This window comes from Micromonospora sp. NPDC049559, from assembly GCF_040676675.1.
Taxonomy (GTDB): Bacteria; Actinomycetota; Actinomycetes; order Mycobacteriales; family Micromonosporaceae; genus JBFAPK01.
This window is the reverse complement of the sequence record NZ_JBFAPK010000032.1, coordinates 1-26,874: the sequence shown is the minus strand read 5'-3', so window position 1 is coordinate 26,874 and position 26,874 is coordinate 1. Positions and strand designations below refer to the sequence as shown.

24 protein-coding genes are annotated in these 26,874 nt (G+C 73.4%); 12 read left to right on the top strand and 12 right to left on the bottom strand.

Annotation, left to right across the window (positions count from 1 at the left end; all coding sequences use genetic code 11):
• Positions 1–23: 23 nt before the first annotated feature.
• Positions 24–1,361 (bottom strand): trypsin-like peptidase domain-containing protein, encoded by a 1,338-nt coding sequence (locus AB0J86_RS28325; protein WP_363860673.1) that lies wholly within the window; start codon positions 1,359–1,361, stop codon positions 24–26.
• Positions 1,362–1,629: 268 nt separating this feature from the next.
• On the opposite strand from AB0J86_RS28325, the gene AB0J86_RS28320 reads away from it, so the two are divergent.
• On the top strand, positions 1,630–2,253 hold the full coding sequence (locus tag AB0J86_RS28320) for an O-methyltransferase (RefSeq protein WP_363860672.1): 624 nt from the start codon (positions 1,630–1,632) through the stop codon (positions 2,251–2,253).
• Between the two features lie 87 nt (positions 2,254–2,340).
• Here AB0J86_RS28320 and AB0J86_RS28315 read toward each other — a convergent pair whose 3' ends face one another.
• Together AB0J86_RS28315 and AB0J86_RS28310 are read right to left on the bottom strand one after the other, a co-directional pair.
• Positions 2,341–3,870 (bottom strand): M17 family metallopeptidase, encoded by a 1,530-nt coding sequence (locus tag AB0J86_RS28315; protein WP_363860671.1) that lies wholly within the window; start codon positions 3,868–3,870, stop codon positions 2,341–2,343.
• 144 nt (positions 3,871–4,014) lie between these two features.
• A complete protein-coding gene (locus tag AB0J86_RS28310) occupies positions 4,015–4,182 on the bottom strand; it encodes a DUF3117 domain-containing protein (protein WP_007455245.1) in 168 nt (55 codons plus the stop codon).
• A 191-nt stretch (positions 4,183–4,373) separates the two neighbouring features.
• Here AB0J86_RS28310 and AB0J86_RS28305 point away from each other — a divergent pair, with 191 nt between their 5' ends.
• Positions 4,374–5,192: a PaaX family transcriptional regulator C-terminal domain-containing protein gene (locus AB0J86_RS28305; protein ID WP_363860670.1), complete on the top strand. Its 819-nt coding sequence runs from the start codon at positions 4,374–4,376 to the stop codon at positions 5,190–5,192.
• A gap of 4 nt (positions 5,193–5,196) precedes the next feature.
• Positions 5,197–5,988 carry an enoyl-CoA hydratase-related protein gene (locus AB0J86_RS28300; protein WP_363860668.1) on the top strand — a complete coding sequence of 264 codons (792 nt, stop codon included), beginning with the start codon at positions 5,197–5,199 and terminating at the stop codon, positions 5,986–5,988.
• 32 nt (positions 5,989–6,020) lie between these two features.
• Here the strand turns inward: AB0J86_RS28300 and AB0J86_RS28295 are convergent, their stop codons facing one another.
• The 4 genes from AB0J86_RS28295 to AB0J86_RS28280 all read right to left on the bottom strand — a co-directional run bounded on the left by AB0J86_RS28295 (position 6,021) and on the right by AB0J86_RS28280 (position 8,557).
• A complete protein-coding gene (locus tag AB0J86_RS28295) occupies positions 6,021–6,617 on the bottom strand; it encodes a hypothetical protein (RefSeq protein WP_363860667.1) in 597 nt (198 codons plus the stop codon).
• A gap of 5 nt (positions 6,618–6,622) precedes the next feature.
• A complete protein-coding gene (locus AB0J86_RS28290) occupies positions 6,623–7,213 on the bottom strand; it encodes a DNA-3-methyladenine glycosylase I (protein WP_363860666.1) in 591 nt (196 codons plus the stop codon).
• An 80-nt stretch (positions 7,214–7,293) separates the two neighbouring features.
• Positions 7,294–7,791: an SRPBCC family protein gene (locus AB0J86_RS28285; RefSeq protein ID WP_363860665.1), complete on the bottom strand. Its 498-nt coding sequence runs from the start codon at positions 7,789–7,791 to the stop codon at positions 7,294–7,296.
• A gap of 13 nt (positions 7,792–7,804) precedes the next feature.
• A complete protein-coding gene (locus AB0J86_RS28280) occupies positions 7,805–8,557 on the bottom strand; it encodes a DivIVA domain-containing protein (protein WP_363860664.1) in 753 nt (250 codons plus the stop codon).
• 179 nt (positions 8,558–8,736) lie between these two features.
• On the opposite strand from AB0J86_RS28280, the gene folP reads away from it, so the two are divergent.
• A complete protein-coding gene (folP, locus tag AB0J86_RS28275; RefSeq protein WP_363860663.1) occupies positions 8,737–9,606 on the top strand; it encodes a dihydropteroate synthase in 870 nt (289 codons plus the stop codon).
• Between the two features lie 85 nt (positions 9,607–9,691).
• Here folP and ndhC read toward each other — a convergent pair whose 3' ends face one another.
• Positions 9,692–10,072: an NADH-quinone oxidoreductase subunit A gene (gene ndhC, locus AB0J86_RS28270; protein ID WP_363860662.1), complete on the bottom strand. Its 381-nt coding sequence runs from the start codon at positions 10,070–10,072 to the stop codon at positions 9,692–9,694.
• 247 nt (positions 10,073–10,319) lie between these two features.
• Here ndhC and AB0J86_RS28265 point away from each other — a divergent pair, with 247 nt between their 5' ends.
• From AB0J86_RS28265 to AB0J86_RS28255, 3 genes are all read left to right on the top strand, one after another.
• Complete coding sequence (locus AB0J86_RS28265) at positions 10,320–11,855, top strand: hypothetical protein (RefSeq protein ID WP_363860661.1); 1,536 nt, start codon at positions 10,320–10,322, stop codon at positions 11,853–11,855.
• A 269-nt stretch (positions 11,856–12,124) separates the two neighbouring features.
• Complete coding sequence (locus tag AB0J86_RS28260) at positions 12,125–13,972, top strand: 2-oxoacid:acceptor oxidoreductase subunit alpha (protein ID WP_363860660.1); 1,848 nt, start codon at positions 12,125–12,127, stop codon at positions 13,970–13,972.
• On the top strand, positions 13,965–15,029 hold the full coding sequence (locus tag AB0J86_RS28255; RefSeq protein ID WP_363860659.1) for a 2-oxoacid:ferredoxin oxidoreductase subunit beta: 1,065 nt from the start codon (positions 13,965–13,967) through the stop codon (positions 15,027–15,029). Before AB0J86_RS28260 ends, AB0J86_RS28255 begins: the two co-directional genes overlap by 8 nt.
• Before the next feature lie 333 nt (positions 15,030–15,362).
• Here the strand turns inward: AB0J86_RS28255 and AB0J86_RS28250 are convergent, their stop codons facing one another.
• On the bottom strand, positions 15,363–16,373 hold the full coding sequence (locus tag AB0J86_RS28250; protein WP_363860658.1) for a potassium channel family protein: 1,011 nt from the start codon (positions 16,371–16,373) through the stop codon (positions 15,363–15,365).
• Between the two features lie 268 nt (positions 16,374–16,641).
• On the opposite strand from AB0J86_RS28250, the gene AB0J86_RS28245 reads away from it, so the two are divergent.
• From AB0J86_RS28245 to AB0J86_RS28235, 3 genes are all read left to right on the top strand, one after another.
• On the top strand, positions 16,642–16,875 hold the full coding sequence (locus AB0J86_RS28245; protein ID WP_363860657.1) for a hypothetical protein: 234 nt from the start codon (positions 16,642–16,644) through the stop codon (positions 16,873–16,875).
• Positions 16,876–17,023: 148 nt separating this feature from the next.
• A complete protein-coding gene (locus AB0J86_RS28240) occupies positions 17,024–18,682 on the top strand; it encodes a family 10 glycosylhydrolase (protein ID WP_363860656.1) in 1,659 nt (552 codons plus the stop codon).
• Positions 18,683–18,874: 192 nt separating this feature from the next.
• Entirely contained in the window at positions 18,875–19,408 is a 534-nt protein-coding gene (locus AB0J86_RS28235) for a phospholipase (protein WP_363860655.1), read from the top strand.
• Positions 19,409–19,516: 108 nt separating this feature from the next.
• Here the strand turns inward: AB0J86_RS28235 and AB0J86_RS28230 are convergent, their stop codons facing one another.
• Together AB0J86_RS28230 and AB0J86_RS28225 are read right to left on the bottom strand one after the other, a co-directional pair.
• Positions 19,517–22,372, bottom strand: a complete 2,856-nt coding sequence (locus tag AB0J86_RS28230) for an adenylate/guanylate cyclase domain-containing protein (protein WP_363860654.1) — start codon at positions 22,370–22,372, stop codon at positions 19,517–19,519.
• Positions 22,373–22,589: 217 nt separating this feature from the next.
• The gene (locus AB0J86_RS28225; RefSeq protein ID WP_363860653.1) at positions 22,590–22,805 is read right to left on the bottom strand and encodes a zinc ribbon domain-containing protein; all 216 of its coding nucleotides are present in this window, start codon (positions 22,803–22,805) and stop codon (positions 22,590–22,592) included.
• A gap of 56 nt (positions 22,806–22,861) precedes the next feature.
• On the opposite strand from AB0J86_RS28225, the gene AB0J86_RS28220 reads away from it, so the two are divergent.
• Together AB0J86_RS28220 and AB0J86_RS28215 are read left to right on the top strand one after the other, a co-directional pair.
• Complete coding sequence (locus tag AB0J86_RS28220; protein ID WP_363860652.1) at positions 22,862–24,361, top strand: lytic murein transglycosylase; 1,500 nt, start codon at positions 22,862–22,864, stop codon at positions 24,359–24,361.
• Positions 24,362–24,433: 72 nt separating this feature from the next.
• Positions 24,434–25,450: a GNAT family N-acetyltransferase gene (locus AB0J86_RS28215; protein WP_363860749.1), complete on the top strand. Its 1,017-nt coding sequence runs from the start codon at positions 24,434–24,436 to the stop codon at positions 25,448–25,450.
• 98 nt (positions 25,451–25,548) lie between these two features.
• On the opposite strand, the gene hemB is transcribed toward AB0J86_RS28215, so the two are convergent.
• Positions 25,549–26,532 (bottom strand): porphobilinogen synthase, encoded by a 984-nt coding sequence (hemB, locus tag AB0J86_RS28210; protein ID WP_363860651.1) that lies wholly within the window; start codon positions 26,530–26,532, stop codon positions 25,549–25,551.
• Positions 26,533–26,874: the final 342 nt, after the last annotated feature.

The following is a 26,874-nucleotide window of genomic DNA, read 5'->3' as shown; positions in this document are numbered from 1 at the left end:
AGATGGCAGGGGGTAAAGGGTGGTTACTTGGCATCGGCGGCCAGGGTCACCGAGGCGTTCTGCCGGGCGCTACCCCGCCGAAACTCCACCGTCACCACCGAACCGGGCGCGAACTTGCGCACCAGCGCGATCAGATCGCCCGGCTCCTCCAGCGGCCGGCCGTCGAGCTTGAGGATCACGTCCCCCGCGCGCAGCCCCGCCTCGGCCGCCGGGCCGCCCGAGTCGACCGAGCTGAGGCGTACGCCCGCGTTGACCCCGCTACCCGCGGAGGTGACCTGGGCGCCGATCACCGTGCGCCGCGCCCGGCCGGTACCGATGATGTCCTGGGTGATCCGCTTCGCCTGGTTGATCGGGATGGCGAAGGCGAGACCGATGTTGCCGGCCTCCTGGTCGTCGGTGGCCAACGACTTGATCACCGAGTTGACGCCGATCACCCGGCCGGCGCCGTCCACCAGCGGGCCGCCGGAGTTGCCCTGGTTGACCGCGGCGTCGGTCTGGATCGCCGCGTAGTACCGGGTCGGCCCGCCCGGCTCGCCCGCCTGGATGGTCCGGTCCAGCGCGCTCACGATGCCCGCGGTGACCGTGTTCGCCAGCGACAGCGGCGAACCGAAGGCGAGCACCGGATCGCCGACCGCGATCGCCTCGGAGTCGCCGAACTCCACCGGCTGCAGACCGTCGCGGCTCGTCTTGATCACGGCGATGTCCGACTCGGCGTCGTGCCCCACCACGCTGGCGGTCGAGGTCGAGCCGTCGGTGAAGACGACGGTCACCGGGCCGGTGGAGCCGGCCACCACGTGGTCGTTCGTGATCACGTACCCGTCGGAGCTGGCCACGAAGCCGGAGCCGAGACTGGTCCCGCCGCCGGCGTTGGCCCGTACGGTCACCACGCTCGGCAGCATCCGCTCGGCCACCCCGGCGAGCGACTCGGGGCGCCGCTGCGCCAACCCGGGCGCCTCGTTGCCGCCCGCCGCGCCCAGTACCGCCGCGCCGGCGCCGCCGCGCACCGCGAACGCGTAGCCGAGCGCCCCGCCGAGCGAGCCGGCGAGCACCGCGGTGATCACCGAGATGAGCAGGAACGGCCGCAGCCCGCGCGGCCCCGGCGCGTCCGGATCGGTCACCGGCTCGGGCGCCGCGGCCTCGACGGTCGGCGTCAGCACCACGGCGGCGTGCGCGTACGGGTCGCGCCACGGGTCACCCAGCGCGTCCGACCACCAGGGCGAAGGGCCCGATGCCGGTGTGCCGCCGGAGGCCGGTGTTCCCGTCCCGGTACCACCAGATACTGCCGGCGCCCCCGCGGTCGGCGGCGCTCCCGCCGCTGCCGGGGTACCGCCGGGCTGGCGCCAGTTCCAGCCGTCGGTCACGTTCGGTGCCTCCCAGTCCGTCCCCCGGAAACCCGGCGCCGCGCCGTCGCCGGACAATACCCGTATCGAGCGCGCCGTCCGGGTTTCCGCATCCAGGATTGCACGGATGGCTGAAGACCATTCGGCGGTTGCCTCGGCCAGGCGGCGGCGGCCCGGTCACCGCTGCCGATCACGCAGCACCACGCTTAGGCTCGTACCCGCAACCCGCCCTGCCGCTCCCGCTGTCCGGAGGTGTCCCATCGCCACGGTCGCCAGGTCAGTCAACACGATGACCCCCCAGGCACTCCAATTCACCGAGACCTACGTCGCCGAGGATCTCGTGCTCCGTACCGCGCGCAGCCTCGCCGACGAGGTCGGGCTGGCGGCGGTGACCCCCGGCGCGGGCGCCGCGTTGCGCCTGCTGGCGGCCGCCGGCAGCGCACGCGCGGTGGTGGAGATCGGCACCGGGACGGGGGTGAGCGGGGTCTGGCTGCTGCGCGGCATGCGCGCCGACGGCGTACTGACGACGATCGACGTCGAGTCCGAGCACCAGCGGATCGCCCGGCGCATCTTCCTGGAGGCCGGCTTTCCCGCCGGCCGGACCCGCATCATCACCGGACGGGCGCTCGACGTCCTGCCGCGGCTGGCCGACGGCGTCTACGACATGGTCTTCGTCGACGCCGACACCGCCGAGAACAGCGCCTGCGTCGACGCGGCGCACCGGCTGCTGCGTACCGGCGGGGTGCTCGCCGTGCACGGCGCGCTCGCGGGCGGCCGGATCGGCGACCCGGCCGCCCGCGACCGGGAGACCGTCACGGTACGGGAGGTGGTGAAGGGGGTACGCGAGTCGGAGGAGTGGACCCCCGCCCTCCTGCCCACCGGCGAAGGGCTGCTGGTCGCCGTGAAGAAGTAGCCGTCGCCCGCCGCCCGGACGCCCGCCGCCCGGGCCCTGGCGCGCGGCGGCCGGCCCCGGCGCGCCGGGCGGCGCGGCGCGGCGCGGCTACAGGGTGGCGAGCCAGCGCAGCAGGACCCGTACGCCCCAGCCGGTGGCGCCCCGGGTCAGCACCCCGTCCGCCGAGTCGCTCCAGGACGGTGCCGACATGTCGATGTGCAGCCACCGGTCGCGCAGTTCCCCGGCGAACTCGCGCAGGTAGAGCGCGGCCACCACCGAACCGGCGCCCCGGTCCGGCGCGCTGAACAGGTCGGCCACCTCGCTGCCGAGGTACTCCAGGTAGTCCGCCGGCAGCGGCATCCGCCAGGCGGCCTCGCCCGTCTCGTCGGCGGCGGCGAGCAGGGCGCCGGCGAGTTCGTCGCTGTCGCTGTAGAGCGCGCCCGTCCGTTTGCCGAGCGCGACCGCGTTGGCCCCCGTGAGCGTGGCGAGATCGATCAGGAAGTCGGGTTCCAGCCGCTCCACCGCGTACGCGAGCGCGTCGGCGAGCACGAGCCGCCCCTCGGCGTCCGAGTTGGTGGTCTCGCTCGTCACGCCGCCGTAGTGGCGGACGACGTCACCGGGGCGGAACGCCGAACCGCTCAGCATGTTCTCCGCGAGCGGGGCGAGCGTGGTGATCCGCACCGGCAGCCCCAGCGCGGCGGCGCCGAGGGTGGCGGCCAGGACGGCTGCGGCGCCCGCCATGTCCTTGCGCATCAGCTTCATCGCGTCCCGGGGCTTGATCGAGATGCCGCCGGTGTCGAAGGTGATGCCCTTGCCGACCAGCACCACGTGCGTCCTGGCGCCGGCCGGCGCGTAGCTGAGCTGCACCAGCCGCGGCCCACGGGCCGAGCCGCGGCCGACCGCGAGGATGCCGCCGAAGCCCTCGGCGGCGAGCTGTTCCGGCTCGCGGACCCGTACGGTCAGCCCGTCCCGCCCGGCCGCCGCCGTGGTGATCTGCTCGGCGAGCCACGCGGGGCTCTTCAGCGAGGACGGGGTGTTGGTCAGGTCCCGGGCCAGTCGGGTCGCCGCCGCGGTCGCCTCGGCCGTGGCGAGCGCCTCCGCGTACGGGGCGGGGTCGGCGACCGCCAGCAGCACCTCGGCGAGGGCCGGCGCGTCCTGCTCCGCCGGCGCGTCGGGCATCCGGAACCGGTACGAGGCGAGCCAGATCCCCTCAGCGACGCCGCGTACCGCCGCGGGCGCCAGATCGGCGGGCATCGCTAGCGTGATCGAAGTCTCAGCCGAACCGGCCCGGGCCAGGGCGGCGCCGGCGGCCCGCCAGTCCGCCTCGTCGCCGCCGCCCACGCCCAGGAGGAACAGCCGGCTCGGGGTCCGCGCCGGGCGGAGGGCGCGGTGGACGCTGCCGGCCCGGCCGATCCGCTCGATCTCGGGCACCAGCGCGGCGGCCTCGTCCCGGACCTCGGCGGGCGCGGCCGGCGCGGTCTCCACCAGCATCGGGGTCTCGGCCGGCTCGCCGGGCGGCCCGTCGCCGCCCGAACCGCCCGGCGGGGGCGGGTCGGTCGGCGGGGCGCCGGTGAGCCGGGTCGGCAGCGCGAGGGCGCCGATCCCGTCGAAACTGGTCACGAGACGGATGGCCAGCACGCCGACCGTACCTCCAGGAAGATCTCGAAGAGCGGGAGCGGGGTCGCGGCGGTTCCGTCGTACCGGTGGATCCGTCGAGCGCGGCCGGCCGCGACTGACGAACGGTCCGGGCGCGTCGCCGCACCCGGACCGTTCGTTGATCTGTTAGCCGGCGGCGGCCTTCAGCGCGTCACCGAGCGCGTTGGCCTCGTCGGGAGTCATCTCGACGACGAGCCGGCCACCACCCTCCAGCGGAACCCGCATGACGATGCCCCGGCCCTCCTTGGTGACCTCCAGCGGACCGTCGCCCGTCCGCGGCTTCATCGCCGCCATGTTGTCTCCCCTCAGACCTACACCAGGGTCGGTAAGTTGCCCCACAGCCTCTTCGTCGCAGACCACCGCGCTCACGACCCGCGGTGTCGACCAACGATTTTCCCTGATGAACACCGCCGGACCCAAACCGAACCAGCATTGATGTAACAGCAGCTAGCATATCTTGCTAGGGCCTGTCACAATGTGCGGTCATGCAGGCACGGTCGGCTCTCTTCGACCTGTACGGCGACTATCTCCGTCCCCGGGGTGGTCGCGCACCGGTCGCCGCCCTGGTCAAGCTGCTTGCACCACTCGGCATCGCGCCCCCCGCGGTACGGACGGCGGTCTCCCGCATGGTGCGGCAAGGTTGGTTGCATCCGCTCCGGCTTTCCGCCGGACCCGGATATCTAATCACTCCGAAGGCCGCGCGGCGATTGGACGAGGCGGCCGCCCGCATCTACCGCACGGCGAAAACCGGCTGGGACGGGCGGTTCGACCTGATCGTGCTGGAGGCACCCACCGCCCGCCGGGACCGCCAGCGCCTCGGCGCCAACCTCACCTACCTCGGCTACGGAATGCTCGACGAGCAGACCTGGGTGGCGACCCGCCCGGGCGAGGACATCGACGGCGTGCTCGCCGAGGCGGGCGTGCGCTACGAGCGCTTCACGGCCGCGCACGCCGGCGGCACCAGCGGCGCCATGGCGGTGGTCCGGCGGGCCTGGGACCTGGCCGAGATCGGCAGGGCGTACGAGCAGTTCGTCGCCGAGCAGCGGCCCCTGCTCGCCGCGGTGACCGTACGCAGCGACGACGAGGACGCGTACGCGGCGCGGTTCCGGCTGGTGCACGCCTGGCGCACGTTCCTCTTCCGTGATCCGCAGCTGCCCCCGGCGCTGCTCCCCGACCGTTGGCCCGGCGCGAGTGCCGCGGCCTTCTTCGACCGCCACGCGGCCCGGCTGCGGCCGGCGGCGGACCGCTACGTCGAGCAGTGCCTCGACGGCGGTGCCAGGAATCTCCGACAGAAGGGGCGTTGAAATTGTGACCGAGCCGTTGCTCATCGACCGGACGGACGCCGTCGTCACGCTGACCCTGAACCGGCCCTCGGCGATGAACGCGCTCGATGTGGCGCTGAAGGAGGCGCTGCGGGAAACCCTCACCGCCCTGGAGAGCGACCGCTCCTGCCGGGCCGTGGTGCTCACCGGTGCGGGAAACGCCTTCTCCGCCGGGCAGGACCTGCGCGAGCACGTCGCCACGCTGGAGGGCGGCGGTCCGGACCCGCTCGGCACGGTACGGGCGCACTACAACCCCATCGCGGCGCGGCTGGCAAACCTGCCGAAGCCGGTGGTCGCGGCGGTACGCGGGATGGCCGCGGGCGCCGGCGCCTCGCTGGCCTTCCTGGCCGACTTCCGGATCGGCGGCCCCCGGACCAGCTTCCTCATGGCGTTCGCGAAGGTCGGCCTGGCCGCCGACACCGGCGCCTCGTGGTCGCTGCCCCGCCTGGTCGGGCACGCGAAGGCGGTCGAGCTGCTGATGCTCGCCGAGCCCGTGCCCGCCCCGGAGGCGCACCGGCTGGGCCTGCTCACCCGCCTGGTGGACGACGACGAGCTGGTCCTCCCGACCGCGCAGGAGCTGGCCGCCCGGCTCGCCGCCGGGCCGACCGTGGCGTACGGGGCGATCAAGCGACAGCTCTCCGTCGGCGACGCCGGCACCCTCTCGGAGGCGCTCGCCGCCGAGGCGCAGGCCCAGTCGATCTGCGGCGCCACCTCGGACCACCGGACGGCCACGGCCGCCTTCGTGAACAAGGAGAAGCCGGTCTTCGAGGGGCGCTGACGCCGGGCGGAGGCAGCCCTCGCCCGGCCGGGTCAGTCGTCGTCCTCTTCCGGGTCCTGGTTGGCCTCCGCGCCGAGCACGAACGCCTGCATGGCCAACTCGTCGTCGGCCGGCGAGACGAACGCGGGCAGCTCGCGCGGGCCCAGCTCCATCACGTACGACCAGAAGAGGCGTACCGCCTCGGCCGGCGACGACGCCTCGATCGGCAGGTCGAGGCTGACCATCCAACGGTCGACGTGCGGGGGCGGCCCGATCCGGTCGGCCAGCTCGCGGTAGAGCGCCGGGTCCACCGGGGTGACCGGCCCGGCCAGCGCCAGCCGCTCGGCGGGTACCGGCTCGTCGAAGGCCCGCCGGGTGTAGGTCACCACGAGCGGCGCCGTGCCGTTCTCGGACTGCGGGTCGTCGGGATCGTGCTCCTCGGGCGCGGCCGGGGCCACCCGGCCCAGGGCGACCGCGAGCGGCGGGTCGTCCCCGGTCACCACGAGCACCGGGTCGCCCGGGGCGGGCCGCCGGACCCGCTCGACGTCGGGCAGCTCCAGCGTCTCGTGGTGGAACAGGCGCTCGGCCTCGTACCGCCCGTCCGGCACCACCACCGCCCAGGCGTCAAGCTGACTGATCCGCTCGCTCATGCCTGTCATCCCATCACGACCGCCGAACGGCTCGATACGTGACAGCCCGCCAGGTGGTCGTCGACCATCCCGGTCGCCTGCATCAGCGCGTACGCCGTCGTCGGGCCGACGAACCGGAAGCCCCGCTTCTTGAGGGCCCGGGCCATCGCGATCGACTCGGGGGTGGTCGCGGGCACCTCGGCCAGGGTGGCGGGGCGGGCCCGACCCGGCTCGGGAGCGAAGGACCAGAGCAGGCTCGCCAGCCCGTCCGGCAGGTCGAGCGCCGCCCGGGCGTTCGCGATCGCCGCCTCGATCTTCGCCCGATTCCGCACGATCCCGGCGTCGGCGAGCAGTCGGGCCACCTCCGGCTCGCCGTAGCCCGCCACCGTCTCGATGTGGAAACGGTCGAACGCGGCGCGGAACGCGGGCCGCTTCCGCAGGATGGTCAGCCAGGAGAGCCCCGACTGGAACGCCTCCAGGGTCAACCGCTCGAACAGGGCGTCGTCGCCGCGCAGCGGCCGGCCCCACTCCTCGTCGTGGTATTCGGCATAGTCGGGGCTGCTCGCGCCCCAGCGGCAACGGGACAGCCCGTCGGCGCCGGTCACCAGATCCGTCACGGCAACAACGGTAGGTCAGGGGTGGGACAGCGCCGAGCCGGCGACCCGGTGGACCCGGACAACGGCGCGAAACGGCGATTTCAGGGAAGTTTTCCCTGCTCCACGAGCCGGGCGAACCGCTTCAACGCCTGGGTGAGCCCGAACTTCGAACCGGGCCAGAGCACCGGCCAGGCCACCCGGCCGGCCGGTCCGCCGGGCAGGTGGAACCACTCGTGCCAGACCACCTGGGTCCGGTCCCGCCCCATCTGGGTGCAGCGCAGCACCCCCGGCCCGCGCAACATCCGTCCGCAGTGGACGACCTGGAGCTCGTACGGCGGGTCGACCCGGACCACCCGCATCTCGTCCCGTACCGCCGCCGGACCGATCGCGGTGACCGCCTCGACCAGGCTGCCCTCGCCACCGTCGCCCTCGACCACCCGCACCCGGGTGAACGGGATCCACTCGCCCTGGCGGTCCCAGTCGGTGAACCCGGCGAACACCCGCTCGGCCGGGGCGTTCACGATGACGGTCGCGGTGACCTCGCCCGCGCCGGGCTGCGCGGCCGAGCGGAGCCCGTCCGGCCCGTCCCCCCGGCTCACGCGCGCCCCTCGCTCACGCCCGCTCCGCGCCTTCCCCGACGTTCGCCTCCGGCGACGGACGACCCCGCGCCGGCTCGGGCTGCGCCACGGGCTCCGCCACCGGCGCCCCGTCCGCCGCGGTGACCTCCGGAGCACCCGACGCCGCGACGCCCGACGCCGGCGAGGCCGACTCCGTAACGCCCGACTCCGGGGCGCCCGACTCCGGGGCGCCCGGCGTCGGGATGCCCGGCTCCGGCGAGGCCGGCGTCGGCGAGCCCTCGACCGCGGTCCCGGCGCCCACCTCGCTCGCGCGGGTCAGCTCCTGCGGTGCGGTGCCGGTCGCGGCCTCCGGGTCCCGGCCGTTGGCGACCGCGGTCGCGTCGGTACCGGCGGCGCCGGCGGACGCGGCCCCGGCCGCGCCGGCGGGCACCAGGGCGGCCTCGCGCGCCCGGCGCAGCTCCTCGGCCTCGGCGGTACGACCCTCCCGCAACGCGGTGACCTCCGCTTCCAGCACACCGATCAGCTCGTCCTTGTAGCCGATGTCGTACGCCGCGCGGCGCAGCGCCTGATCGACCTGCGTCATCCGGTACCCGCGCAGCGCCGTGTCGAAACGGACGTCGGCGACGTCGGACTCCTGAAGCGGACGGTTGCCGGGCAACGGTACGGATCGGGCGTCGGGCTCGGCCGGCCCGAGTCCCGGATCGCCGCCCGTCACGAGCACCGTCACGCCGAAGACGACCGCCGCGACGGTCAACGCCACGACCAGAAGGAGCAAGAGCTGACCCATGCGCCGATGGTGGCATGACCGAACGGCTCAGGCGACCCCGCCACCCCGGGCGACCGGTACGCCTCGCACCGGGTCCACCCGATCCGGCCCCGCGCGCCGTCGTGCCCCCGGTGACCCCGGCCCGACCGCCGCGCGGCTAGCGTCGGATCAAGAAAACGCACGGCCCGAGGAGGTCCTGGATGGCGCGGACGCTACGGCTCGGCGGGCAGACGTTCGCCCCCGGCGAGCTGGCGGTGATGGCGATCGTGAACCGTACGCCGGACTCCTTCTTCGACCGGGGCGCGACCTTCGCCGAGGAGAGCGCGCTGCGCGCGGTGGAGCGCGCCGTGGCCGAGGGCGCCCGAATCATCGACATCGGCGGGGTCAAGGCCGGACCCGGGGCGGAGGTGGACGTGGCCGAGGAGATCCGGCGGACGGTACGCACCATCGCCTCGGTCCGAGCCGAGTTCCCCGAGGTGGTCATCTCGATCGACACGTGGCGGGCCGAGGTGGCGACCGAGGCGGTGGCCGCCGGGGCGGACCTGCTCAACGACACCTGGGCCGGCGCCGACCCGGCCCTCGCGGAGGTCGCCGCCGCGACCGGCGCCGGGCTGGTCTGCTCGCACGCGGGCGGGCTCACCCCGCGCACCCGCCCGCACCGGGCCGCCTTCGCCGACGTGGTCGCCGACGTCGTGACGAAGGTGACCGGGCTCGCCGAGCGCGCGGTGGCCCTCGGGGTACGCCCCGACGGCATCCTCATCGACCCGGCGCACGACTTCGGCAAGAACACCCGGCACTCCTTGGAGATCACCCGCCGGTTGGCGGAGCTGACCGAGACCGGCTGGCCGGTGCTGGTGGCGCTCTCGAACAAGGACTTCGTCGGCGAGACCCTGGACCTCCCCGTCGAGCAGCGGCTGGACGGGACGCTCGCGGCCACCGCGGTCTCGGCCTGGCTGGGTGCGCGGATCTTCCGGGCGCACCAGGTGGCCCCGACCCGGCGGGTGCTCGACATGGTCGCCTCGATCCGGGGCGACCGGCCGCCGGCCGTCTCCCGCCGCGCCCTCGCCTGACCGCCGGGGCGCGGCCGACCGCACCCGCCCGCCGCCGCCCGCTCCCGCCCGCTGTGGGCCGCGCCGGCGCACTACCCGCCGCCGCTCACTCGCTCCAGCGCAGTACGTTCTTCCGCCAGGCGTACAGGATCCCCAGCGCGAGCACCGCGACGAAGACGCCCATCTCGACGACGGTGACGAGCCCGAATCCCGGCCGGTCGAAAATCACCGCCCAGGGGAAGAGGAAGACCGCCTCGACCGCGAAGAGCACGTAGAGGTACGCGTAGACGTAGTAGCGGATCTGCACCTGCGCCCAGTCGGTGCCGACCGGGTCCAGCCCGCACTCGTACGCCTCGCGCTTGCCGGCCGGTTCGGCGGGCCGGGCCGGCCGCAACAGCCGGTTCGCGGAGAACGCCCCGACGAAGACCACGACGCTGGCGAGCAGCAGCAGCCCGAGCGTCGCGTAGGAGCCCAGATAGCCGCCCATGGGCGGAGCCTACCGAATCGCGGACGCCACCGCGCCGGTCGAACCCCGGGCGTCACGCCCGCCGAGCCGGTACCGCCGCGCCGGTCGAGCCCCGCGCCCCGCGCCGGTCGAGCCGCCGGCGGATCCGGCGCGGGCCGAAACGAGCGACAGGTTTCGCGGGCGTTACCGATTCGTTCTGTTCCTCAACTGGTGCACGACGGCAACCATCACCGAATAATGGGCTTTGATCTTCATCTCGGGAGGAACCATGCCCGTCGCCGCGCCCCGCCCTCCGAGCCGGGCACCCCTGCCCGCGACCGGTACGGTCCGGCGCGGGTACGGCTCCGGCCGGCGCCACGACCGCGCCCGCCGCCCGCTCAGACGCGACCGCCGCCCGCTCGGACATGACCGGGCTCGCCGCGCGCTCGGGCGGCGGTACGCCCGCCGTCTGCTCGGGTCCGGCCTCGCCAGCGCGCTCCTCGCCCTCGCGATGCTCGCCGGGGCGCCGGCGCAGTCCGCCGAGCGCGGGCCGGACCGGCCCCGGCTGGCCGCCGCCGACGTCGGGTTGGCCGCCGCCGACCCGGAGCTGGCCACCGAGCCCGAGTCGCCCGCCTCGCCGGAGCCCGAACTCACCCCCGACGTACCGGACCCGACCGGACCGACCGGCGACCCGTCGCCGACCGGTCCCCCGCCGGTGACCACCGCACCGGCCACCGGCGCGCCGCCGAACCGGACCCCGCCGACCCGGGGCCGGCCGGGGGCGCTGGGCGTCGCCGTGACCACCGGCGACATCGTCCTCGACGGGGACTACTGGCGGGCCCCGAGCACGACCGCCCAGCTCGCCGTGACCGTGACGAACACCGGCGACGGTAACCAGCTCGTCCAGCTCGGGTACACGCTGCCGGCGGGGCTCGCCGACGCCGGTACGCCGGGCTGCGCGGCGACCGGCGACCGCGAGTACCGGTGCGGATCCTGGCCGGTGCTGGCCGGCGCCCGGTTCGAGACCCGGTTGCGGGTACGGGTCGACGGGGACGCCTGGCGCGCGATGCCGCTGAGCGGCTCGCTCCGGGTGACCGCCCGCGACCCGGTGCACCCCGAGCGGGGTACCGCCACCGAGCGCGAGGGCTTCGCCGTGCTCTTCCCGCCCGGTCCGCCGACGGCCGGGGTGACCCTGTCGGCCAGCGAGGTCAACTTCGACATCACCGGACAGCCCGCCGGGCTGGACGTCCGGCTCGGCAACACCGGCGACGCCGCCGCGACCGGGGCGGTCGAGGTGGTGCTCCCGGCCGGGGTCACGGTTGTCGAGCCGCCCACCGGCTGCCGCACCGGCCCCGCCGACCGGACGCGGTGCGAGCTGGGCATGGTCGCGGCCGGCGCCAGTTCCCCGCTGCGGCTCACGCTCGCCGCCGACGCGGAGACCCAGCTCGCCGCGCCGTTCTCGGGCGCGGTGGTCGGCACGCTGACCATCGGTACGGGCGCGAGCCGGCAGGTGCGGACCAGCTTCCGGATCCTCGCCGCGAGCGCCGGTGACATCGTTCCGGTGGTGGCCCCGACCGGCTCGGAGGGCGTGCTCCCGCCGGCCGCCGGCGGGCTGGCCCCGGGTCCGGCGCCGGCCGTCGACCGAACCGCTGCCATCGGCCTGATCGCGGCCTCGCTGCTGCTCATCGTGCTGGCGCTGGCGTTGGCCGTTTCGGCGGCGCGGGGGCGGGTACCGGCGATCGCCCGGCGGTGGCTGCCGATGGCGGTACGGCGGCGGCTGGCCCTCTGGCGCGCGAGCGGTCGCGCGGCGCTGCCGTGGCGGTGATTTCAATTACGGGCGAGGGACATTTGACCGCCTAAATAGGTACAAATAACCCGAACCCCGTGTCCCACTTACCGGGGCAGGGGGAAGGTTCACCTAAGGATTCGACGTAGGCTCTGGGGTATAGAGCAGTGCGGGCCGGAGAGAACTGCCGCCAGGATCCCCCGCACGCCGCCACCAGCGCGCTCAAGGAGGTCTCACGTGGCTGGGCAAGGCGAGGACACCAACGGACTCAGCCATCCGCACCGGGCTGACCGGAGCGAGGTGCAGCCGTGACGAAGCAGGTCCGTCAACTCGATCGGGTGGTCATCCGCTTCGCCGGCGACTCCGGCGACGGCATGCAGTTGACCGGCGACCGGTTCACCTCGGAGACAGCGCAGCTGGGCAACGACATTTCCACCCTGCCGAACTTCCCGGCCGAGATCCGGGCGCCCGCCGGCACCCTGCCGGGCGTCTCCAGCTTCCAGGTGCACTTCGCCGACTACGACATCCTCACCCCCGGCGACGCCCCGAACGTGCTGGTCGCGATGAACCCGGCCGCGCTCAAGGCCAACCTCGCCGACCTGCCGCGCGGCGCCGACATCATCGTCAACACCGACGAGTTCACCCGGCGCAACCTCGCCAAGGTCGGCTACGAGGTCAGCCCGCTGGAGGACGGCTCGCTCGACGGGTACGCGCTGCACCCCGTCGCGCTCACCTCGATGACCGTCGGCGCGCTGGCCGAGCTCGACGTCTCCAAGAAGGACGCCGAGCGGGCGAAGAACATGTTCGCCCTGGGGCTGCTCTCCTGGATGTACTCCCGCCCGTACGAGTCGACCATCCGCTTCCTCGAACGGAAGTTCGCCAAGCGCCCCGAACTGGTCGCCGCCAACACCGCCGCCTTCAAGGCCGGCTGGAACTTCGGCGAGACCACCGAAGACTTCTCCGTCCGGTACGAGGTCAAGCCGGCCCGGATGCTCCCCGGCACGTACCGCAACATCACCGGCAACGCGGCGCTCTCCCTCGGGCTGGTCGCCGCCGGCGTACGGTCGAAGCTGCCGGTCTTCCTCGGCGCCTACCCGATCACGCCGGCCTCGGACATCCTGCACGAGCTGAGCAAGCACAAGCGCTTCGGCGTCGTGACGATGCAGGCCGAGGACGAGATCGCGGCGATCGGCGCGGCCCTGGGCGCCTCGTACGGTGGCGCGCTCGGCGTGACCACCACCAGCGGCCCGGGCGTCGCCCTCAAGGGCGAGACCATCTCCCTGGCGGTGGCGCTGGAGCTGCCGCTGGTCGTGGTGGACGTGCAGCGGGCCGGGCCCTCGACGGGCATGCCGACCAAGACCGAGCAGGCCGACCTGAACATGGCCCTGCACGGCCGGCACGGCGAGGCGCCGGTGGCGGTCATCGCGCCGCGCTCACCCGCCGACTGCTTCTACGCGGCGCTTGAGGCGGCCCGGATCGCGCTGACCTACCGGACCCCGGTCATCCTGCTCTCCGACAACTACGTCGCGAACGGTTCGGAGCCGTGGCTGCTGCCCGACGTCGAGTCGCTGCCCGACCTGCGGGTCGAGTTCGCCACCGAGCCGAACGGCGAGGACGGCAAGACGTTCCTGCCGTACCTGCGGGACCCGGCCACGCTCGCCCGCCCCTGGGCGATCCCCGGTACCCCGGGCCTGGAACACCGCATCGGCGGTCTGGAGAAGGCCGACAAGACCGGTGACATCTCCTACGACCCGGCCAACCACGACTTCATGGTCCGCACCCGCGCGGCCCGCATCGAGGCCATCCCGGTGCCCGACGTCGAGGTGGAGGACCCGGACGGCGACGCCCGCGTCCTGGTCCTCGGCTGGGGCTCCACCTACGGCCCGATCGGCGCCGCCTGCCGCGGCCTGCGCCAGCGGGGCCTGCCGGTCGCGCAGGCGCACCTGCGCCACCTCGCGCCGCTGCCGGCCAACCTGGGCGAGGTGCTGAAGGCGTACGACCGGGTGGTCATCCCGGAGATGAACCTGGGCCAGCTCGCCCAGGTGATCCGGGCCCGCTACCTGGTCGACGCGATCCCCTACAACCAGGTCCGCGGCCTGCCGTTCACCGCCGCCGAGCTGGAGTCGATGCTGGAAGAGGTAGTGAAGAATGCCTGAGGCGCGCAACGGAGGCGCCGGCACGGGTACCGGACCGGTCGCCGTGAAGCTCACCGCCAAGGACTTCAAGTCCGACCAGGAGGTGCGCTGGTGCCCGGGCTGCGGCGACTACGCCATCCTCGCCGCCGTCCAGTCGTTCATGCCCGAGCTGGGGATCCCCCGCGAGCGGATCGTCTTCGTCTCCGGGATCGGCTGCTCGTCCCGGTTCCCGTACTACATGAACACCTACGGGGTGCACTCCATCCACGGACGCGCCCCGGCGATCGCCACCGGCCTCTCCGTCTCCCGTCCGGACCTGTCGGTCTGGGTGGTGACCGGTGACGGCGACGCGCTCTCGATCGGCGGCAACCACCTGATCCACGCGCTGCGCCGCAACGTCAACCTGAAGATCCTGCTCTTCAACAACCGGATCTACGGGCTGACCAAGGGCCAGTACTCGCCCACCTCCGAGCTTGGCAAGATCACCAAGTCGACCCCGGTCGGCTCCGCGGACTCGCCGTTCAACCCGCTCTCGCTGGCGCTCGGCGCCGAGGCGAGCTTCGTGGCACGCACCATCGACTCCGACCGCAAGCACCTCCAGTCGGTACTGCGGGCGGCGGCCGAGCACGAGGGTTCGGCGTTCGTGGAGATCTACCAGAACTGCAACATCTTCAACGACGGCGCGTTCGACCAGCTCAAGGAGCCGGCGACCCGGGACGACTACCTGATCCGGCTGGAGCACGGGCAGCCGATCACCTTCGGCGCGGACGGGCAGTTCTGCGTGGTGCACCCGCCGGGCGGCTTCGGCCTGGAGGTACGCGAGACCGGCTCCGTGGCGCCGGAGGAGATCGTGGTGCACGACGCCAACGTCGCCGACCCGGCGTACGCGTTCGCGCTCTCCCGCCTACCGGGCGAGGACCTGCGCAACACGCCGATCGGGGTCTTCCGCGACGTGCGGCGCCCCTCGTACGACAGCCTCGTGCAGGCCCAGGTGGCGAGCGCCAGGACGGCGGCGCCGGAGCCCGAGCGGCAGCTCGCCGAACTGCTCAACTCCGGCGACACCTGGACCATCCTGTAGCGGCCACCAGCCCGCGCCAGTTCGATCGACCGGCCCCGGACGCCCTCGTGGTGTCCGGGGCCGCGCGTTTTCATGCCGGGTACGGCCGGAACGGGACCGCGGACGACGACCCCGAGCAGGTGGGGGGCCGGGTCGCCCACGACGGGATCAAGCCTGACCGCCCAGAGTGGGCGATCCGGCCCCCCACCCACGAACCCGCCGGCCCACCCCACGTCCGAACCCGGCGGCCAACCCCACGTCCGAACCCGGCGGCCAAACCCACGCCCGAACCCCGACGCGACCGAGGGCCCACGCGGGCAAGGCCCACGCGACCGAGGCCCCACGCGGGCGAGGTCAGCTCGCCGCGGTCGCCGGCCGGTCGTCGCGTACGTGCACCAGCATGTCCCCGGTCTCGATCGTCGAGCTGCCCCGCTCGGCGAGGGAGAGCACCTTGCCTCGCCGCACCAGGGCGATGACCAGGGTCTCCAGCTCCCGTGGCGAGCGGCCCACCTCGTCGCGGTTGGCCGAGCGCATGGCCAGCGCCATCCCCTGGCCCGGGGTGAGCAGGTCCTCGACGACGTCGATGAGGGGTGGGGCGGAGGTCGAGAGCCCGAGCAGCCGGCCGGCGGTGGCCGAGGAGACGATCACGTGGTGCGCCCCGCTCTGCTTGAGCAGGTCCGCGTTCTCCGCCTCGCGGGCGGCCGCGATGATCCGGACCTGGCCGGCGGTGAGCTGCCGTACGGTCAGCGTGATCAGTACCGAGGCGTCGTCGCTGTCCGCCGCGATGATCACGGCCTTGGCGCTCTTGACGTGCGCCTCGTTGAGCACCGACGAACGGGTGGCCGAGCCCTCGATCGCGACCAGTCCGGCCGAGGTGGCCTGGCGTACCGCGGCCCCGTGGCGCTCGACCACGACGATGCGGGACTTGTCGACCCCGGTCTCCAGCAGGGCGGAGATCGCGCTACGGCCCTTGGTGCCGTAGCCGCAGATGATGACGTGGTCTTTCACGTTCCTCCTCCACCGCGTCACGCGGAGGCCTTTGCGGTACTGCTCGGTCAGGACTTCCAGCGTGGTGCCGACCAGGATGATCAGGAAGAGCACCCGGGCCGGGGTGATGACCAGTACGTTGACGAGTCGGGCGCTGGGCGAGATCGGGGTGATGTCGCCGTACCCGGTGGTCGAGAGGGTGACGACCGCGTAGTAGAAGCAGTCGAGCAGGGCGAGACCGTCCTCGTTGACGTCGCGGTAGCCGCGCCGGTCGATCCAGACCACCACGACGATGATCAGCACGAGCGCGACCGCCGCGAACACTCGTACGCTCAGCGCACGCAACGGGCCCCTCGTGACGACGGGGAAATGGATCACGGGGCGCTCAGCGCCGGTTCCGCATTCGCCTGCACGCCCACACCATAGTCGGTCCCACCCGCCGGCCCGGGTGCGCCCGCCCTGGCCCGGGCCCCGCCGACGCGGGTCATATATGCCAATATCTACGCCGCGTTACCGGATGCTGACTCAAATCTTGCTTAGAGGCGTTGCATCCGGCTTAATCGGTACGCAGGCTGTGTCCTCGGTCGGGTCGCCACGGCGCGGCGTACCAACGCCATCGGGCCCCACCGTTCCGTTGGAGGTGCCGGTGAACGCTCTGCCCCCATTACCCGAGGTGCCCGTCGGCACCGTGCTGGAGCTGCCCAAGGGCGACTGGCGTTACGGGGGGCACCACCTGCGGCTCCGGGTCGAACAGGTGCGCCACGACCTGTCGCACTACTACGACAACCAGTGGATCTGGCTGGTCGGCGAGCGACTGGCCGCCGACGGTACGCCGATGGGCCCGATGGGGGCGCTGGTCCGGGTGTCGGTACTCCGCTGAGCCGGCGGTTCGTAGCCGCCCGGGGACTTGCGCGGGACGCCCGGCTGTGAAAATTTCCTTCTAGCGGCACCTGACATGCGGCGGATGTTGTCGCTCCCCGGGGCCGCGACCACCCCCGCGACGGGAGTCCAACGAAGGGACACACCGCATGAAGAGATACCGGCTCGCAACGGCCGGGCTGGCCGTTGCGCTGCTCGGCTCGCTCGCCGGCGCCGCCCCGGCCAGCGCCGCCGCGCCCGCCGCCGAGGCCGCGACGACCAGCGGTTCGACCGCCGACTGCCGGACCGACCCGGCCACCCCGAAGCGCCAGCTCCGGGCGATGTGGATCGCGTCCGTGGCGAACATCGACTGGCCGACCAAGGCCTCCTACACCGCGCCCGACCGGATCGCCGCCCAGAAGGCGGAGTACCAGGGCTGGCTCAACCTCGCCCAGCGGCTCAACCACAACGCGGTGATCGTGCAGGTACGCCCCACCGCCGACGCCTTCTGGCCCTCGCCGTACGAGCCCTGGTCGGAGTTCCTGACCGGCACGCGCGGCCAGGACCCGGGCTGGGACCCGCTGGCGTACCTGGTGAGCGAAGCCCACAAGCGCAACCTGGAGTTCCACGCCTGGTTCAACCCGTACCGGGTCTCCATGCCGGACGGCGCGGGGCCGGACGTCGACAAGCTCGCGCCCGGGCACCCGGCCCGGCAGCACCCGGGCTGGGCGAAGGCCTACCCCGTCAACGCCGCCGGTTCCCGGCTCTACTACGACCCGGGCATTCCGGAGGTCCGGCAGTTCGTCGAGACCGCGATGCTCGACGCGGTCAACCGGTACGACATCGACGGCGTGCACTTCGACGACTACTTCTACCCGTACCCGGCCGCCGGGCAGGACTTCCCGGACCAGGCGACGTTCGAGCGGTACGGCGCCGGCTTCACCAGCAAGGCCGACTGGCGGCGGCACAACATCGACCTGCTGATCCAGGAGATGGGCGAGCGGATCAAGGCGGTCAAGCCGTGGGTGAAGTTCGGGGTCAGCCCGTTCGGCATCTGGCGGAACAAGGCCAGCGACCCGCTCGGCTCGGAGACCAACGGCACACAGTCCTACGACGCGAACTTCGCCGACACCCGCAAGTGGGTCAAGGAGGAGTGGATCGACTACATCCTGCCGCAGGTCTACTGGAACATCGGGCTGGCCGTGGCCGACTACGCCAAGCTGGTGCCCTGGTGGTCGGAGGTCGTCCGGGGGACCGACGTCCAGCTCTACATCGGGCAGGCCGACTACAAGATCGGTGACCCGGCCCAGCCGGCCGCCTGGCAGGACCCGGACGAGATGACCCGGCACCTGGTCTTCAACCGGGACTACCCCGAGGTCGCGGGCAACGTGCACTTCAGCGCCGTCCAGGTACGGGCGAACCGGCTCGGCGCGACCGACCGGTACGCCGCGGCGCAGTACTCCCGCCCGGCGCTCGTACCCGCGATGCCGCACCTGGCCGCGAGGCCGCTGCTCTTCCCCGTGGTCACCGGCGCGTCCCGGCGTACCGACGGGGTGCGGCTGACCTGGCGCCAGCCGGCCGACGGGGTGGGTCCGTTCGGGCGGGCCACCTCCTACGCCGTCTACCGGTTCGACGGAATCAGGATCCCGCCCGCCTGCGGCTTCGCCGACGCGGCCCACCTGGTCGCGACCGTACGGGCCGACGGCGACGGGGCGCAGTCCTACCTGGACCGCACCGCCGCGCCGGGCGAGCGCTACACCTACTACGTCAGCGCGCTGGACCGCCTCTACAACGAGAGCAACCCGAGCCCGCCGACCTTCGTCCGCTGACCGACACGTCGCGATGCCCCGGGGTGCTCCACGCCCCCGGGGCATTCGCCTGTTTGGACACCCGTCGTCAAAACTTAAGCCCGCGTAGAGATCAGCTATCGGCGATGCGCGGAGACTGGGCGGATACCGGCTACTCGCCGGTAACACCCCCTCTTCACGCCCTTGACCAGGGCATTCCCCTCGGAGGTCACCATGCCTCGTCGGCTCGTCACCATCCTCGCCGGCGCCGCGCTCGCCCTGCTGCCCGTACTCGGCATCGCCGGTCCGGCCGCCGCCGTCACCACCCAGGAGAAGCTCGCCGTCCTGTCGAGCTGGACCCAGACCAGCGCCAGCAGCTACAACAGCTGGAACTCCGCCCGGCAGAACCAGGGCGCCTGGGCCGCGTACGCCTTCGACTGGAGCACCGACTACTGCTCGTCCAGCCCGGACAACCCGCTGGGCTTCGACTTCCGGCTCTCCTGCTACCGGCACGACTTCGGCTACCGCAACCACAAGGCGATGGGCCAGTTCGACGCCGCCAAGTCCCGGCTCGACAGCGCGTTCTACGAGGACCTCAAGCGCGTCTGCGCGACGTACAGCTCGATCGTGCGGCCCGCCTGCGACAGCCTGGCCTGGACCTACTACCAGGCCGTACGGGCCTTCGGCAAGGTCGCCGTCAGCCAGGCCGACCTGGACCGCGCCGCGCAGATGAAGGCCGACGCCGAGCGCGCCGCGGCCGTCCGCTAGTCCGCTAGCCGATGGTGGGGCCGACCGCCCGGCGGCCCCGCCCCACGACCGCCAAGGCCTGTTTCATGAGGCTCGCCCGCAGTAGGGCATGGCCTTGTGAAACAGGCCTCAAGCTTCCTCGCGCTCGACCGGCTCGCGGGCCAGCTCGGAGCCGAGCGGGGCACGACCGGTCCGGGACCGCTGCGCCGGCGGTTCGACCGCGCTGAACCGGGCCGAGTCCGCCGCGAGGTCCGGATGCTGCACCGCGAGCGCCACCGTCGCGGCCTCCTCCAGGCTCAGCTCGCTGCCCTCGGCGTACGCCCGGTCGAACGCCGCGTCGCCCAGCGACGCCCGCAGCTCGGCCTGCTCGGCCAGCCAGTACGCGCCGAACATCCCCGCACCGCCGCGCATCGCCGAACGGGTCGCCTCCGCCGCGCCGAAGAGCCGCGCCGCGGTCACCGGGTCGCCGCCGGCCGCGCAGCGTACGGCGATGGCGCTGACCGTGTCGCAGGCCCGCCCGTGGAAGCCGTGACTCATCCGCGAGCGCAGCGCCACCACCAGGTGGTCGTGCGCGGCGACCAGGTCGTCGCGGGCCAGCGCCACCATCCCGAGCAGCATGTCCACCGAGCGGCGCCCGCGCTCGTTCGGCCGGGACGCCTCGACCGCCCGCGCCGCGCCGAGCAGCTCGGCCGCCTCCTCCAGCGCGCCCCGGCGCCACAGCAGCTCCGCGAGGCTGTGCACCGCCGACAGCGCGTCGCCGGAGACGTCGTTCTCCCGGGCCCACTCGATGACCTCGCGGCAGACCCGCTCCGCCTCGGCCAGCTGCCCCATGTCGATCAGCGGCGCGGCCCGGCCGGCGAGCACCCGAGCCAGCAGGCCGGCGTCCCCGGCCTGCCGGGCCGCCGCCTCGGCCCGCTGGGAGAAGCGCAGCTCCTCGGCGAACTCGCCGTCGGCGCCCGCGTGCATCGAGTGCATGTGGTACGCCGCCGCCAGCTCCGCCTCCGGGATCTGCTCGCCCGTCTCGGCGATCCGCCCGTACAGCCGGAACAGCCAGAGCCGCCCCTCCCGGGCCAGGCCCCGCTCGCGCCACCACTGGTCGAGCCCGCTGGCGATCTGGAGCCCCGAACGGGCGCTGCCGCCGGTGGCGGTCCAGCGCAGCGCGGCGCGCAGCTCGTCGGCGAGCGGATCCAGCGCGTACAGCGAGAGCGTCACCGGCTTGCCGTCCGGGCCGAGATACGCCCGCCGCAGCGCGTGCAGCGACCAGGCCACGTGCCGGTCCCGGGCGGTGCGCTCCTCCCCCGCGTCGGCCAGCCGGCGCGCGGCGTACGCCCGGATCGGGTCGAGCATCCGGTACGTGCTCCCGGAGACCTGCGGCTCGACCTGGATCATCGACTTGTCCACCAGCACCGACAGCGGGTCGAGCGGGTCGTCGTCGAGCAGCCACTCCACCGTCGCCAGGTCGACCGGGCCGGAGAAGACGGCGAGCCAGCGCAGCAGCCGGGCGGCGCGCGGGCCGAGCGTCCGGTACGACCAGGTGACGGTGGCCTGCATGGTCATGTGGCGCTGGAGGGCCGAGCGCTGGGCGGCGCGGGCCGCCGGCGGGGGCACCGAGCCGAGCGCCGCGGCGGCGAGGTCCACCGTGTCGTGCTGGTTGGCGATCCAGCGCCCGCCCGGCACGGGCGGCTCCTCCGGCTCCTCCCGCCCGGCGTCGAGCGCGCCGAGCACGTCGTCGAGCCGCTCGGCGAGCTGGCTGGCCGAGAGCACCCGCAACCGGGCCGCCGCCAGCTCGATCGCGAGCGGCAGGCCGTCCAGCCGGTTGATCACACGTTGCAGGTCCGCCGACTCGCCGGTGGTGGCCCGCCGGCCGCCACGGGCCGCGGCGGTGCGGTCCAGCAGCAGCGCGACCGCGTCGCTCGGACCGCCGCCCGGCGCCGGGTCGGCCGAGAGCGGCGGGATCCGCCACACCACCTCGCCGGGCAGTCCCAGCGGCTCCCGGCTGGTCGCCAGCACGCGTACCCCGCCGCCGCCGCTGAGCAGCCGCGCGACGAGTTCCGCCGAGGCGGCCGGCTGCGCGTCGCAGGTGTCCAGCACGACCAGCATGCGCCGGGCGCCGGCGTACTCGACCAGGGTCTCGACCATCGGGCGGCCCGGCTCGGGTCGCAGCCCGAAGACCGCGGCGATCGCGAAGGCGACCAGGCCCGGGTCGGTCACCGTGGCGATGTCGACGAACCAGACCCCGTCCGGGTACGCCTCGACCACGCCGCCGGCCAGCTCGACCGCGAGCCGGGTCTTGCCGGCCCCGCCCGCGCCGACGACGGTGACCAGGCGGTGTTCCCTTATCAGCAGGTCCAGTTCGGCGCGCTCGGCGTCGCGGCCGACGAAGGAGGTCACCTGCATGGGCAGGTTGTGCGGTACCGCGTCGGCGGTACGCGGCCGGGGGAACTGGCGCTCCAGGCCGGGGGCGACCAGTTGGAAGAGGCGCTCCCGGTCGTCGAAGCCGCGCAGCCGGTGCAGGCCGAGGTCGAGCAGCGAGGCACCGGCCGGCAGCGGGGCGGCGTGCCGGGCGGTGGCACCGGAGCAGAGCACCTGTCCACCGTGGGCGGCCGCGGCGATCCGCGCCGCCCGGTGCACCTCCGCGCTGGCGTACTCGCCGGCGAGCGGCACCGCGTGGCCGGTGTGCAGCCCCATCCGTACCCGGGGCGCGGCCTCCGGAGTCGGCCACTCGTGGCTGGTCAGCGCCCGCTGCGCGGCGAGGCAGGCGTCGACGGCGGCCGCGGCGTGGTCGAACGCGACGAAGAAGGAGTCTCCCTCGGTCAGCAGCTCGGTACCGTCGCTGGCGGCGAGCGTCGTGCGGAGCAGTCTCCGGTGCTCGCTGAGTACCGGGCGGTAGCCCGCGCCGAGCATCTGGGCCAACCGGGTCGAGCCCTCGATATCGGTGAACATGAAAGTTACCAGCCCACTAGGCAGGTGGATCCGTGCCGACATGAGTGGAACCTCCGCCCCTGGAAGTCGCGTTCATGTTGCCGCATAACCGTGCGGTTACGCATCGTAAGAACGGACGGCGCGGGCTCGCCCTCAGGTGCTAACCGGCGATGCTGGGCTGATCCTGGCAAGCCCGGGCAAGCCGCACGGATCAGTCAGAACGCCGCGTGGCCTAATAACAGCACGTCGGAGCCGTGGTCAGCAACCACCGGCCGCCGGATCAGCAGCCGCACGCCCCGCCGCAACAGCCACCGCCGCCCGCCGGGGCCGGCGCCGCCGCGCCGCCGCCGCGTCCGGTCACGGCCACCGTGGAGAGCAGCTTCACGGTGTCGTCGTGCCCCTGCGGGCAGGTCGCCGGCGAGGACGACTCCACCATCGGCCGGTTGACTTCGAAGGTGTCACCGCAGGCACGGCAGCGGAACTCGTATCGAGGCATGCCAACAGGGTACGACCGGACCTGACGATCGCTCCACGATAGGTAATACTCGACGCGTGGCGGACGGCGAGCAGACCCCGAAGGTTCGACGCCTGCGGGCCGCTGTGCCCGCCTACGACGGCCCCCTGGCCAGTTCCGGCGCGGCGCCCGACGGGATGGTCGAGGAGCGCCCCGACCGGCCCGGCCCGGGCGGGGCGACCGGGACCGACGAGACGACCGGCGCGACGGCGACCGCGTCACCCGCGCCCGGCGGCGAGGCCGCGACGGGCGAGCCTTCGTCCGGATCGGACTCCCCCGTACCGGCGCCGCGGCGTCCCGACCCAACCGAGGCCCCCGACCCGACCGAGGTCCCGGAGCCGACCGAGCCACCGACGGCGACCGGCACCGGCGGCGGACCGGCCACCGACGGGACCACGACGCCGGCGGCCGAGCCCCGCGACGCCGACACCCCGTCCGGCGACCGCCCTGCCGAGCCCGAGACGGCCGCGGCGACCGACGGACAGCCCGGCGCCGGCGAGCCGGCGGACAAGACCACGGGCGAGCCGGCGGACAAGGACGCGGGCGAGTCGGGCGGCGAGACGGCGTCCGGAGACGGTACGGACGCGGGCTCCGCCCCCACGAACGCTCCCCGGCGGAGCCGGTTCCGGGTGCCCTTCGCGCACGCCGCGCGCCGGTTCCCGCCGCCCCGCCAGGCCGCGGTCAGCGCCGGTCGGGCGGTACGCGCCTGGTCCCGCCGACCGAGCGGGCGACTCACCCTGCCCGGGATCGCGCTGCTGCTCCTCGTGGCGGCCACCGCGGTGGGCGGCGGAATCATCATCCCGGCCATCGCCGAGGCGCCGAAACCCGCCGCCATCGACGCGACCGCCTCGGCGACCCCGACCGATTTCGGCGGAGCGGCGCCGTCCTTCCCGGCGTACACGCTCGGGCCGACCGCGCTGCCGGGCGCCACGGTCACGGCGACGCCCGGTGGGATCATCGGGGGGCGTCCCGCCGCGGTGCTCGCCCTCTGGGCGCAGCGGATCGGCGACCGGACCGGCGTGCCGACCCAGGCCATGCAGGCCTACGGCTACGCCGAACTCGTCCTCGGGCAGACCATGCCGGGGTGCCACCTGACGTGGACCACGCTCGCCGCGATCGGGCAGGTCGAGTCCAACCACGGCCGGCACGACGGCGCCAGCCTCAACTCGGAGGGGCTCGCCGTACCGCCGATCGTCGGCCCGGTGCTGGACGGTACGAACGGCAACCAGCGGATCACGGACACCGACGGCGGCGTGCTCGACGGCGACACGAAATTCGACCGCGCGGTCGGCCCGATGCAGTTCATTCCGAGCACCTGGGCCACCGAGGGCGTGGACGCCGACAACGACGGTCAGAAGAACCCGAACGACATCGACGACGCGGCACTCGCCGCCGGTAACTATCTGTGCAAAAACGGCCGTGATCTTGCCACCGGTCGGGACTGGTGGAACGCCATCCTTTCCTACAACAACGTGCGGCCATACGCCGATTCGGTGTTCGAGACGGCTAATCGTTACGGCGCGGCCAGCCGAACTTAGAGTAACCGTCCAGGCACATTCAAGAACTGGGCACTTTCGCATGGCAGCCGTTAGCGGCAAGCTATACAGGTGATGGTGCGCGAGTGGGATCCCTGGACCGCGTCGTCGGACGAGATCAGGTCGCTGCTGGACACGCTCAACGCTGCCTACGCGACCGATCTACCGGAAGATCCCCTGTGGCAGGAGACGTCGCTGCGGGAATATCTCGCCGAGGTGATGCCCGGCCAGCGACGGATTTGTTGGATCGCCGAGGAGCCGGCCGAGGACGGCGCGTCGGCGCGCATCCTGGGGCACGTCAATGTGCTGCTCCTGGGTGACATCGGGGTGCTCGAAGTACTGGTGCATCCGGAGGTCCGGCGCCGGGGACTGGGCCGGAAACTTCTCTCCATCGCCGCTCGGCGCTCCTATCAGGAGGGATTTCAGTCCCTCGGCGTCGAGGTCGTGGGCGACACGCCCGCCGTCGGCTTCTACGAGGCCTGCGGCTTCAGCCGGGAGTACATGGAGACCCGCAGCGTGCTCCGCCTGTCCACGGTGGACTGGACGGCGCTGGACAAGCTCGGTACCGGCATCGCCCCGGGATACCGCGTCGAGTACTACCCGGGCGGTCCCCCGGACGAGCTGATCGAGGCGTACGCCCGGGCCAAGGCCGAGTCCCGGGACCTGGACGACGGCGGCGACCTCGACCTCCGGCCCAGCTCGTACGAGCCCGAACGGCTGCGGGACAGCCTCGACTGCCTCCACCGGCGCGGCATGAAGCCCTACATCGTCCTCGCGCTGCACGAGCAGAGCGGCGAGGTGGCCGCGCTCACCGAGGTGGTCGTCCCGGCCCAGCATCCGACCCGCGCCGACCAGTACGACACGATCGTCGGCCAGCGCCACCGCGGCCTCGGCATCGAGCGTGTGATCAAGGCCAGGATGCTGGTCGAGCTGCGCTCGGCCGAGCCGCACCTCGCCGAGGTGCAGACCTGGAACGCCCAGGCCAACGACGGAATGGTCAAGGTCAACGCGGAGCTGGGCTTCCTGCCGGACCGCGACTGGTGCGAGTACGGCGCCGACGTCGGCGCCCTCGTCCACCACCTCGACCAGTGAGCTGCCGCGCTCGCTCCACGGCGAGCGCGGCGGCTCCGGTCCCCTCCGGTCCGGTAACGCTCCCGGAGCAGAGGCCAGTAACGCTCCCGGCGCAGGGTTCAGTAACGCTCGCGGAGCAGGCGGGCGGCCTCGACGGCCCAGTAGGTGAGGATCATCTGGGCGCCGGCCCGGCGGATCGAGGTGAGGGTCTCCAGGATGACCTGCTCCCGGTCCAACCAACCGTTCGCGGCGGCCGCCTCGACCATGGCGTACTCGCCGGAGATCTGGTAGGCGGCGACCGGGACCTCCACGGCGGCGCGTACCGCGGCGACCACGTCGAGGTAGGGCAGGGCCGGCTTCACCATGACCAGGTCCGCGCCCTCGGCCACGTCCAGTTCCACCTCGCGCAGCGACTCGCGCAGGTTCGCCGGATCCTGCTGGTACGTGCGGCGGTCCCCCTGCAACGCCGACTCCACCGCGTCCCGGAACGGACCGTAGAAGCCCGAGGCGTACTTCACCGCGTACGCGAGGATGCCCGTGTCCTTGTGGCCGGCGGCGTCGAGCGCGCGGCGTACCACGCCGACCTGGCCGTCCATCATGCCGGACGGCCCGACCACGTGGACCCCGGCGGCGGCCTGGGCGAGCGCCATCTCGGCGTACGCGTCGAGCGTCGCGTCGTTGTCGACGCTGCCGTCCGGGGCGAGCAGGCCACAGTGCCCGTGCGAGGTGAACTCGTCCAGGCAGAGGTCGCTCATCACCACCGTCGAGTCACCGACCTCGGCGATCACGTCGCGGATGGCGACGTTCAGCACCCCGTCGGGGTCGATCCCACCCGAGCCCGTCTCGTCCCGGGTCTGCGGCACGCCGAAGAGCATGATGCCGCCGACGCCCGCCTGCACGGCCTCGACCGCGGCCTTGCGCAGCGAGTCACGCGAGTGCTGCACGACCCCCGGCATGGAGGCGATCTCGCGCGGCTCGGTCAGCCCCTCCTTGACGAACATCGGCAGGATCAGCTCGGCCGGCGCGACGCGGGTCTCCGCGACCAGTCGGCGGAGCGCCGCCGAGCGCCGGAGCCGGCGCGGCCTGATCTCCGGATAGGGCATGACCACTCCTCCGCATCATCCAACTCGCGCGGCCCGTCCCGATCGGGCCACTCCTCCGAGGCTACCGCGCCGACTCAGCCCCGGAATCGCCCATAACGCAACGAGCCCGAGCCACCCCTGAGCCCCGAACCACCCACGCTCCGGCCCCGCCCGCCGCCGGCCGGAACCGCCCACGGACCGCCCGCCGCCGCCTGCCGGAAACCGGAACCGACGTACGGACCGCCCGCCGCGCGGGGGTTGGGGCCGGATTGCCCGCGACGGGATCAAGCCTGACCGCCCAGAGCGGGTAATCCGGCCATGGCCGCGCAGTACGCCAAGGTGCCGATCGAGTGCTGGGTGACC